At 62.4% G+C, this 9765-nt stretch carries 12 protein-coding genes; 10 read left to right on the top strand and 2 right to left on the bottom strand.

Annotated elements, in window-relative coordinates:
* Positions 1–161: 161 nt before the first annotated feature.
* Together hisB and FWD29_07180 are read right to left on the bottom strand one after the other, a co-directional pair.
* A complete protein-coding gene (gene hisB, locus FWD29_07185) occupies positions 162–761 on the bottom strand; it encodes an imidazoleglycerol-phosphate dehydratase HisB (protein ID MCL2803718.1) in 600 nt (199 codons plus the stop codon).
* Positions 758–1939 (bottom strand): histidinol-phosphate transaminase, encoded by a 1182-nt coding sequence (locus FWD29_07180; GenBank protein MCL2803717.1) that lies wholly within the window; start codon positions 1937–1939, stop codon positions 758–760. The genes hisB and FWD29_07180 overlap by 4 nt, the downstream gene beginning before the upstream one ends.
* 278 nt (positions 1940–2217) lie before the next feature.
* Between FWD29_07180 and FWD29_07175 the strand changes: the two genes are divergently transcribed.
* The 10 genes from FWD29_07175 to FWD29_07130 all read left to right on the top strand — a co-directional run bounded on the left by FWD29_07175 (position 2218) and on the right by FWD29_07130 (position 9481).
* Entirely contained in the window at positions 2218–2961 is a 744-nt protein-coding gene (locus tag FWD29_07175) for a glutamine amidotransferase (protein ID MCL2803716.1), read from the top strand.
* Positions 2962–3063: 102 nt separating this feature from the next.
* Positions 3064–3795: a bifunctional 1-(5-phosphoribosyl)-5-((5-phosphoribosylamino)methylideneamino)imidazole-4-carboxamide isomerase/phosphoribosylanthranilate isomerase PriA gene (gene priA, locus FWD29_07170; GenBank protein MCL2803715.1), complete on the top strand. Its 732-nt coding sequence runs from the start codon at positions 3064–3066 to the stop codon at positions 3793–3795.
* Between the two features lie 143 nt (positions 3796–3938).
* A complete protein-coding gene (locus FWD29_07165) occupies positions 3939–5177 on the top strand; it encodes an MFS transporter (GenBank protein MCL2803714.1) in 1239 nt (412 codons plus the stop codon).
* Between the two features lie 83 nt (positions 5178–5260).
* Positions 5261–6436, top strand: coding sequence for a translation initiation factor IF-3 (infC, locus tag FWD29_07160; protein ID MCL2803713.1), 1176 nt, complete (start codon positions 5261–5263; stop codon positions 6434–6436).
* 4 nt (positions 6437–6440) lie between these two features.
* Positions 6441–6635: a 50S ribosomal protein L35 gene (rpmI, locus tag FWD29_07155; GenBank protein ID MCL2803712.1), complete on the top strand. Its 195-nt coding sequence runs from the start codon at positions 6441–6443 to the stop codon at positions 6633–6635.
* Between the two features lie 15 nt (positions 6636–6650).
* Positions 6651–7034 (top strand): 50S ribosomal protein L20, encoded by a 384-nt coding sequence (rplT, locus tag FWD29_07150; protein MCL2803711.1) that lies wholly within the window; start codon positions 6651–6653, stop codon positions 7032–7034.
* A 98-nt stretch (positions 7035–7132) separates the two neighbouring features.
* The gene (locus FWD29_07145; protein MCL2803710.1) at positions 7133–7693 is read left to right on the top strand and encodes a hypothetical protein; all 561 of its coding nucleotides are present in this window, start codon (positions 7133–7135) and stop codon (positions 7691–7693) included.
* The gene (locus tag FWD29_07140; protein MCL2803709.1) at positions 7645–7950 is read left to right on the top strand and encodes a hypothetical protein; all 306 of its coding nucleotides are present in this window, start codon (positions 7645–7647) and stop codon (positions 7948–7950) included. The genes FWD29_07145 and FWD29_07140 overlap by 49 nt, the downstream gene beginning before the upstream one ends.
* A gap of 108 nt (positions 7951–8058) precedes the next feature.
* Positions 8059–8787, top strand: coding sequence for a hypothetical protein (locus FWD29_07135; protein MCL2803708.1), 729 nt, complete (start codon positions 8059–8061; stop codon positions 8785–8787).
* Positions 8780–9481: a SipW-dependent-type signal peptide-containing protein gene (locus tag FWD29_07130; protein MCL2803707.1), complete on the top strand. Its 702-nt coding sequence runs from the start codon at positions 8780–8782 to the stop codon at positions 9479–9481. Before FWD29_07135 ends, FWD29_07130 begins: the two co-directional genes overlap by 8 nt.
* Positions 9482–9765 lie beyond the last annotated feature (284 nt).

The following is a 9765-nucleotide window of genomic DNA, read 5'->3' as shown; positions in this document are numbered from 1 at the left end:
GACCTCTGGCTGGGCAAACGGGCTAACCAGGACCCCTACCCGGACGGCCTCCCCTTTGCCGAGGCTCGCCTCAGCGTCCTGGGGGCCGGCATCGGGCGCAGCGCCACTATCAGCGCCGGGGCGGGCCAGCAGGTCCTCCAGCGCCTGGTCCCATTTGTCACTCACAGCCGGCCCTTGGTCGAGGGCACGGAGGAGGAGCCGGGATCTAAGCCGACGGCCGTTCTGAGGGCCCGGGCCAAAGCCTTGAATTGGGCTTCGACAATGTGGTGCGGGTCCAAGCCGGACAGTAACCGCAGGTGCAGGCAGAGTCTGGCGTTAGTGGCCAAGGAGTGGAAGACGTGGCCGGCCAAGACGGTGGGGAAGTGGCCGCCAATGACGGTGTGGCTGAGTGCGGCCGGCAGGCCGTGGTGGGCGAAATAACCTCGGCCGGAAATGTCGACCACGGCTTGGGCCAGCGCCTCGTCCAGCGGCACGGTCGCGTCGCCAAAGCGGTTGATTCCGGCCTTGTCGCCCAAGGCCTGGTCCAGCGCCTGTCCCAGCACAATGGCGGTGTCTTCGACGGTGTGATGTGGGTCAACTTCCGTGTCGCCTTTGGCTTTGACGTCCAGGTCGATATGCGAATGCTTGGATAAGGCTGTCAGCATGTGGTCGAAGAAGGGCACGCCTGTTTGGACGTGGGACTGGCCGGTGCCGTCCAGATCCAGCTCCAGGGCAATTTGGGACTCCGAGGTGGTCCGTTGCAGCTGGGCGGTTCGTTTCATGATCTGATTTCGCCTTCCTGGGGTGGCTCCAGCGCCAATGCCCCCGGCATCTTGTCTATGGCTTTGGTCAGGGCCTGGACAAACCGCCGGTTTTGGTCCGGTGAACCAACGCTCACCCTAAGGTAGCCGGGCGGTCCAACCTGACGCACTAAGACACCCTGGTCCAGCAGGTCACGCCAAACCAAATCGGCTGACTCAAAGTGGCCAAAGAGCAAGAAGTTGGCGGCCGAGTCAGGGCAGGCCAAGCCTAGGCCCAGCAGTGTTGCCCGCAACTGGTCGCGGCTTTGGCGCAGTTCGGCTACCCGGGCCAACATTAGGTCGGCCTGGGCCAAGGCGGCGCTGGCGGCCACCTGCGTCAGGGTCGAAAGGTGATAGGGCAGGCGGACGGTTCTAAGGTAACCAATCAGCTCGGCGCTTCCGGCGGCGTAGCCCAATCTGGCGCCGGCTAAGGCAAAGGCCTTCGACATTGTGCGGGTGACCACCAAATTGTTGTGTCGCCCCAGCAGGCTCAAGGCCGAGGGCATACCTGGCGGGCGGAATTCCGCATAAGCTTCATCCACCACGATTAGGGCCTGACCAGCACTTTCAGCGCACATCTGGTCAACTAGCGATAGCGGTACGGCTGTACCGGTTGGGTTGTTGGGGCTGGCCAGGAGCACCAGGGAGGCGCCGGTTTGCTTGATTTGGCCGATGCCGGCGCTTGGGTCGATCGAAAAATCTGGCCGTCTATCCCCGGTGGCCCAGGCGGTGTAGGTGTTCCTGGCGTATTCGGGATACATCGAGTAGGTCGGGTCGAATGACAAGGCGGTTCTACCCGGTCCTCCAAAAGCCTGGAAAATGTGGAGCATGACCTCATTCGAGCCGTTGGCCGCCCAAATGTTGTCCGCAGCCAGGCCGGTGGCCTGGGACTCCTTGGCCAAATAGGCGGCCAGGGCTTGACGCAGCTGGGTGAAGTCACGGTCCGGGTAACGGTTGAGTTGGGTGGCGGCCTGCTCAATCTGCTTTGAAATGGCCCTGACCACCTGGGTTGGCGGCGAATAGGGGTTTTCGTTGACGTTCAGCGGAACCGCCACCGGAGGTTGGGGGGCACCGTAAGGCCGGGCAGCGGCCAGCTCAGGCCGAACCGGCAGCCGGGCGGCCGGTCGGTCCCAGCTCAAGTCATCGTTCGGCGAGGCCACGGACCACCAGTCTAGGAGGTCCACCCAAACATCGGATTTGCACCCCGGCTCAAGGCAGCCCAATGGCGCACTGACCAGGTGCGAGACCAACCATTGGCGCACTGACCAGGTGCGTCAGAACACAACCGCAGGTCGGGATTCGCCAGCGTCTGTGAAACGTAACAATGGTCCCGGACCGACCTGCCAAATGCGGCCATAGATCTTGACGGACTTGGCTAACGGCCCTGGGCGCGGTTCAATATGTGGCTAGCCAATCAGGAAACAACCCTAGGAAACCGATGACCAAGTACAAGCCGTTCTTGCTGCTTTCGAGCCGGGCGCACGACCCGGCGGCGGCCGGCGAATACAACCAGGTGTTGCGTGTGGGCGCCTTGGAGCCGAATCAGCTTGACTGGCGCCGCTTGGAGTCCGAGCCATTGGCAGACGTTGACCTTGTCCAGTACTCCGGTGTGCTGCTAGGCGGATCAGATTTTTGCGCCAGCGATCGGATCAAAACTGAACTTCAACAGCGAGTCGAAGCCGACCTTGGCCGAGTGTTAGACCAGGTGATTGACCAGGATTTCCCGCTCCTGGGCATGTGCTACGGCATTGGCATGCTGGCCAGCCACCTTGGCGGGCAGGTTGACCGCGAACACGGTGAACCGGTCGGCGCGGCCTTGGTCAGCCTGACTGACGCTGGCGTAGCCGAACCGTTGCTGGCCGGATCGCCGCGCCAGTTTTGGGCCTTTGTTGGCCACAAGGAGGCGGCCAACGGTCCACCGCCAGGCGCCACCGTCTTGGCGACTGGTCAGTACTGCCCAATTCAGCTTTTCAGAGTTGGACGAAATGTCTATGCCTCCCAATACCACCCTGAAATCAACGCTTTCGACCTGGCTGAACGCATTCACATCTACCAGCATTCGGGCTATTTCCGCCCCGACGAGGTCGAACCCCTGATTGCGGCGGCTCACGAATCGGCCGTCGATGGCACCCAGCATTTGCTACTGGCCAACTTTGTCAAGGCTCACCTAACTGAGCGCTAGGGAACGGCCACCGAACCGTCTATCCGCCGGTTCACAGGCTTCTAACCTGGCCAAACACCAGGCCGGTTAGCCGGGGGTTTGGCGGTGTGGTAGAACAATGGGGTGAACCTTCCCGAACTTGAGCTTCTGCCTGCCGTCGATGTGACGCAGGGCCAAGCCGTCCGTTTGGTGCAGGGCCAGGCCGGGTCGGAGACCTATTATGGAGACCCCTTGGCGGCCGCCCTTGACTGGCAGCGCGGCGGGGCTGATTGGGTCCATTTGGTCGACCTAGATGCCGCCTTTGGCCGCGGTTCCAATGCCAGTTTGATGGAAGGTGTCATCGCTGCCCTCGACGTCAGGGTCGAATTGTCCGGTGGCATTAGGAATGATGCCAGCCTCCATGCGGCCCTGAAAACCGGGGCCAAACGGGTCAACTTAGGCACGGCAGTGCTGGAGGATCCGGATTGGACCGCAGCCGCCATTTCGAAGCACGGCGACCGTATCGCCGTGGGCCTAGACGTGCGCGGCCAGCGACTGGCCGCCCGGGGCTGGACCAAAGAGGGCGGCGACTTGTGGCAAACCCTCGAGCGGCTGAACCAAGACGGCTGCCCTCGCTTTGTTGTCACCGATGTCACCAGAGATGGCACCATGCAAGGACCAAACCTCGAACTGTTGAGCCAGGTGTGCGACAAAACCGAAGCTCAAGTCGTGGCCTCTGGTGGCGTCTCGACCCTCGATGACATCAAGGCCCTGCGCCAATTGGTCAACCAGGGACTTGAAGGCGCGATCATTGGCAAGGCCCTTTTCGCCGGAGCCTTCACCTTGGCACAGGCCCTTGACGTAGCCAAGGGCTAGGGCCTGGGCGACCTGACTATCGGCTAGTTGGCGCCCCTGGCCAAGGTCTTGGGCTTGATGGGACCGGCGGCCGGCGCGCCTGGGTGGAACACCGACCGGGGGTCCGGGGCGGCGACTCAAACTGGCGACTAACGTTGGGGCTCGTGCCCTTTGCCACCTATCAGGATCTGTTCAAGCAGCGCCGTTTGCCGACGCTGTTTGGCATTGGACTGGTTGTGCGCCTACCTCATGCCGCCGGTGGCCTGGTTTTCACCTTGCACGTGGTCAACACCATGGGCATGAACTACTTCTACGCCGGCCTGGCCGCCACCGCCGCAGCTGTTGGCTGGGGCATCGGTTCACCCTGGCGTGGACGGCTGGTGGACAAAAAGGGCGTGCGCCGCACCTTGATCCCCTCGACCATCATCGAGGCGGCCTGCTGGATCGCCATGCCTTTCCTGCCCTATTGGTGGTTGCTAGTCGCGGCCTTGATCCAGGGCTGCTACATGGTGCCGGGTTTCTCCCTGGTCCGTCAGGCCATTACGGTGATGGCACCGAAGCGTCTGCGCCAGGCCGGGTTGTCGCTTGACGCCGTCTTTACTGAGCTAGCTTTCGTGGTGGGACCGCTATTGGGCGCGGCCATGGTGACCTGGGTTGGTTCGAGGCCCACCTTGGTGGGACTTGGTGTTATCACCGTGGGCACCGGTTTGGCTTTGATTCTGTTTGACCCACCGACCCGGACCGTGACGACTTTAGGACCTGGAGCCAGCCAGGACCCCAATGCCTGTGCCGGTCAGGGCACCAAGACCGATGCCGGTCAGGGCACCAAGCCATTGCGGCTGACCAGCGCCTTGTTGACAGTTTTGGGCGCCTCGGCCGTGGCCGCAGTCCTGTTTCAAGGCGTTGACCTGACCCTAGTGCGCTCTTTGAACGAATGGCACCGGCCCGGGCTGTTGGGGCTGGTGGCGGCGATTTGGTCGGTCGGTTCGATTTGCGGCGGACTCATCTATGGTGCTTTGGGAAAGCGGACCAACCCACTTCTAATGGTGGCGCTGATGAGCATCTTGACGGCTCCAGCCGCTTTGGCCGGTGGTCCGGTCGCCTTGGCGGCCTGGCTGGCTTTGGCCGGCGTGGCTTGTGCCCCGGCCTTGACCTCGATCAACGAGGCGCTAACCGATTTGGTGCCGGAGGAACGCCGGACCGAGGTGTTCGGCTGGTCCGGTACAGCCATGACGGTTGGGGCCTCGGTCAGCGCACCCCTAGTTGGCTTGGTCCTCGACCACCAAGGGGCCAGGGCAGGCTACCTGGCCAGTGCCGCTATTGGCCTGGTGGCGGGCGTTGCAGGTTACCTGATTTGGCGGCGGGCGGCGACTGCTACACTGGCCCCCGACCGACTGCCCTGAAAAGGGCGGGGCGTAAGCGGAGTTCAGCTCCCACCCGAGTCCCGGGGACCCAAACCCAGGGGCTGGGTCAAGGCTAATGATCCGTGCGCGCCAAAAGAACCAAAGCGCATAGGAGGAAGGCCATCACCGAACCTCGCATCAACGACCGGATACGCGTGCCCGAGGTGCGCCTGGTTGGACCCGCCGGTGAACAGGTGGGCATAGTGCGGCTAGAGAAGGCTCTGCGCCTTGCGGCCGATGCAGAACTCGACCTGGTGGAGGTGGCGCCAGACGCCCGTCCCCCGGTCGCCAAGTTGATGGACTACGGGAAGTACAAGTACGAATCGGCCCAAAAAGCTCGCGATGCCCGGCGCAACCAGGGTGGCACCCAGCTTAAAGAGATTCGTTTCCGGCTGAAAATCGACCCGCACGACTACGGCACCAAGCGGGGACACGTCGAGCGGTTCCTGGGCCAGGGGGACAAGGTCAAAGTCATGATCATGTTCCGGGGACGCGAACAGTCCCGGCCAGAAATGGGCATGAAGCTGTTGCGCAAGCTGGCCGAGGATGTGGTCGAACTAGGCACAGTCGAATCAGTGCCCAGGCAGGACGGCCGCAATATGGTGATGGTTTTGGCACCACTGAAAAAGAAGGCTCCCAGGGTTCCGACCCGGCGGCGGAACCGGGCGGAAGGACGCGGCAATGCGGCCGCGGTCCGGGCTATTGCGATTGAGGACCTGATCGAGCCGGACAGCCTTGAGGACCTCGATGAGCCGGTCACCGAGGCACCTGCGTTGGCCGAAGGTGTGCCGGAAACCGTTGCAGCGCCGGAATCAATGGCGGTGCCGGAGACCATGGCAGTGCCGGAGGCTGCGGCCCCAGCAGCTTCAGAAGCCACCCCACTAGAAGCCGTCACACCCAAAGACACAGTTGCCCCTGAAGACGCTGCTGCCCCTAATACCGCCAAGCCAGCGGCCGCTCCTCCCAAACCGGCCGCTCCGGCAGCAAAGCCGGCGGCGCCAAGGCCCACGGCGACATCGGCCAGGCCTCCGGCGCCCAAACCGGCCGCCCCGGTGGCCAAAGCCCGAACCGGGGGCGCCAAACCGTCAGTTCCGGCGGCCAAGCCAAAGCCGGCAGCCGCCAAGACCACCCCGACAGCAACTGCTGAGGGCGCCAAAGCTGTACCCAAAGCCCGGGCAGCCGTCACGGCCAAGCCTGGGGCGCGGCCCAGCGCTCCAAAGCAGACCACTGCACCAACTACAACCAAAGAGAAGGTATGAGGCCATGCCAAAGCAGAAAACCCATTCGGGTTCGAAAAAGCGCTTCCGGGTCACCGGCAAGGGCAAAATTCAGCATGAACAGCCGGGTATGCGGCACAACTTCGAATCGAAGTCCTCACGTCGCACACGCCGGCTCAGCCAGGACAAACTGCTGGCCAAGGCCGACCAAAAAACCGTCAAGCGTCTGCTGGGCCGCTAGAAGAGGAGCAGGACAATGGCAAGGGTGAAACGAGCCGTCAACGCTCACAAAAAGCGCCGCACCACCTTGGAGCGGGCCAGCGGCTATCGGGGCCAACGCTCCAGGCTTTACACCAAGGCTAAGGAGCAGTTGCTTCACTCAGGTAACTATGCCTATCGCGACCGCAAGGCGCGCAAAGGCGATTTTAGGCGCCTGTGGATCCAGCGCATCAACGCTGCGGCTCGGGCCAACGGCCTGACTTACAACCGCTTCGTACAGGGTTTGCACCTGGCAGGGATCGAAGTTGACCGGCGCATGTTGGCCGAATTGGCCGTCAACGACCCGGCCACCTTCGCCAGCCTGGTGGAAACCGCCCGCGGCGCGCTACCGAGGGATGTCAACGCCCCGGCGGCCGTGTAGGGGAGTAGTTTGCAACCGTGCCGCCAGTCAGGGCCCAACCAGCCTGTCTTAGGGTTTGGCCTGGCGCCCGGCCATGAGGCGGGCCGGGCAAGACGCCCATGGCTCCGCCCGGTACCCGGCGCCAGGTCATAAGTTTGCTGGACAACCTCAATTCTGACCGGATCAAACAAGTCCGGGCGCTTGGCCGCGCCAGTGTGCGCCGCCAGCGCGGACTGGTTCTGGTCGAAGGCCCAAACCCCAGCCGCGAGGCGGCCAAGGAGGGTCTGGTAACCGATCTTTACACCACTGAGGCCTGCGCCCAGCGTCACGCCGAAGTGGTTCGCCTGGTTGAAGCCGGTGGCGGTTACGTCCATATGGCCTCTGGGCCTTATGTCGAGAAGATTTCCCGGGCCGGCCAGGGCATGGTGGCGCTGGCCCGATGGCGGAGCGCCAGTTGGCCTTCAAGCGCCGCCCTGGTGGCGGTGTTCGACCAGATTGCCGACCCAGGCAACGCTGGCACGGTTATCCGGGTGGCCAACGCCATAGCGGTTGACCTGGTGGTCTTACCGCCGGCTCGGTCGATCCGAGCTCGCCCAAAGTGGTGCGGTCGAGCGCTGGCTCGCTGTTTCGAGTGCCGGTGCTGGCTGGTGCGGCCGTGGGCGATGCCGCCTGGGTGCTAGCCGAGCTGCGGCAGCGCAATTGCCAAGTTTTGGCAGCCGATCCGCGGGGTCGCCTTGGCCTTGGCCAGCTGGACGATTCTCTGCTTCAGCGGCCCACGGCCTGGCTCTTCGGCAACGAGGCCCACGGCTTGACTGCCGCGATGCTGGCTCAATGCGATCTGACGGTCCGGATCGAAATGCCAGGCGATTCCGAATCGCTGAATCTGGCCACGGCGGCCGCCTTGGTGCTTTACGGTCACAGCGCCAAGCGGCCCTAGTTCTGCCCTCGGCCTAATTGGCTGAGGCTGCCTGGCCTCTAGGAATACCACCTTGAGCCTGGCCGTTTCACGTTGTGGTTAGCAATTTTGAGCTAGCCGAAGGGACCGATGAAGTTGACACAGGACATACTTGCTGCCGGCAAGCCCAGGCCCAACGGGGCAATGGGCGGTAGCGCTGTGCCTGGGAAACTGGGCACGGTAGAAGCCAAGCAACGGCGAATCAGTCCGCGCCAGCGGCGTTGGATTGCACTGATGTCCCTGCTATCGGTAGTGGTGGGCGGCCTAGTGGCCTATGCCCTGTGGTCGGCGCAGGACGCCGGCGCCGGTGGTGTGATTCGCTCAGGTTCACTTGATGTCTCCTGGACAAACAATACTTTTTCCTGGACGCAGCTGAACGACTATGAGGCCACCACCGAGATCCAAAGTGGCAGCACCACTTCCTCTCTTGCGGCGTTCAAGTTCACGCCTGGCTGCATTATCGAATTGCGCCAGGGCTTCACCGTAGTAGGTGAAGGCGACAACTTGAGCATGTCGATGGACTTAGCCACCGGGCCTAGTTGGGCCATGCGCCCAGGCTGGAGCGCGACCTGGACTGTCGAAGATGCCTTAGGCAACCAAGTGGCGCCGGACAGCGGCACCGCCTCGGTCGGTAGCGAACTGACTGCTGGTCCGGTACCAGCCGGCACCTTGAACTTTGTGCTGGTGCTGCAAATCACTTTCGACCCGCTAACAAGCCCTGACCTGGCCTCTAGCGGTCATACAAACGTCAACGCCAGCCACCCATTGGGAGGCATCGTTTTGACTGTTGATCAGGTGAGGGGTGAGTCTAGTGGTTAGACGCTTAATTGGCTCTCGCGTCACCTGGCTAGTGACCTGGTGCGTAGGCCTGATGGTTGTGGCCGGTCTGGCCACCGGCGGCACGCTGGCTTTATGGTCAGATTCCAGCCCTATCAACATGCCCAGTGTGGGTTATGGTCACATTGGACTCGACGCTCGCCTGGACGGGGTCGAAACGGCTCTTGGCACTGGCGAATCCGCCATCGAACTCAAATTGGGTCCAAGCGAGGCCCAAGATCTAGCCTCCCAAGGTGAGCTCTATTTGCAGCTGGAGGTCGAAGCCTCGACCCAAGGGCACCTGGGGCTGGACTACACTATTGAGGTTGCCACGCCCGGGGCGGGCACAGTCTTTGCCGGGTCGCTAATCAAGGTCTACTCGGTCGAGGATGAACTGAGCTGCTCGGCCTCGGGAATCGAGACCGGCACACTGGTTGAGGCAGCGGTGTCGGCAATTGAACCGACATACGGTGCCTACAAAACTGATGCCCAATGGTTCTGTTTGGTGTTGGAGTTTGATCCGGCCACCGGCGAACCCTATGACACCACTGCCACGGCCACAGGCCTAGGCCCAGCTTCGAACCAGGTCACTGATTCCGACGACTGGGATGCGATTGTGCAGCCAGACCCGGCTAGTGAGCCGGAATTGGCCGTTACGATTACGCCGCAACTGACCTGGCCGGCCGAGCTTCCCTGAGCCGCCAGCGAGTCTTGCTGGATTGTTTATGGAATAGGCCCGGGGCGGCATTGCCTTTGATAACGATTTGTACGGCTGTCGCCGTGTTTTCTAAGACCAGTCTGTGACCTCAAAACCCGGTGAGTGTTTTCACTATTTCGTGGAAATTCGCTATTAGCGTAGTTTTCAGATTGCCGGCAACAACGCAGGTCACACGGCTACGCGCGCGGGGTGGCGGTCTCGATATCGCTCTGAGGAAAAACGCCTATTTGGGCCGCCATTAAGGGGAATGAATCAATGGCAGG

Source organism: Micrococcales bacterium (assembly GCA_009784895.1).
GTDB lineage: Bacteria > Actinomycetota > Actinomycetes > Actinomycetales > WQXJ01 > WQXJ01.
Note: the sequence above shows the minus strand (reverse complement) of the source record. Positions and strands in the feature narration are given on the sequence as shown.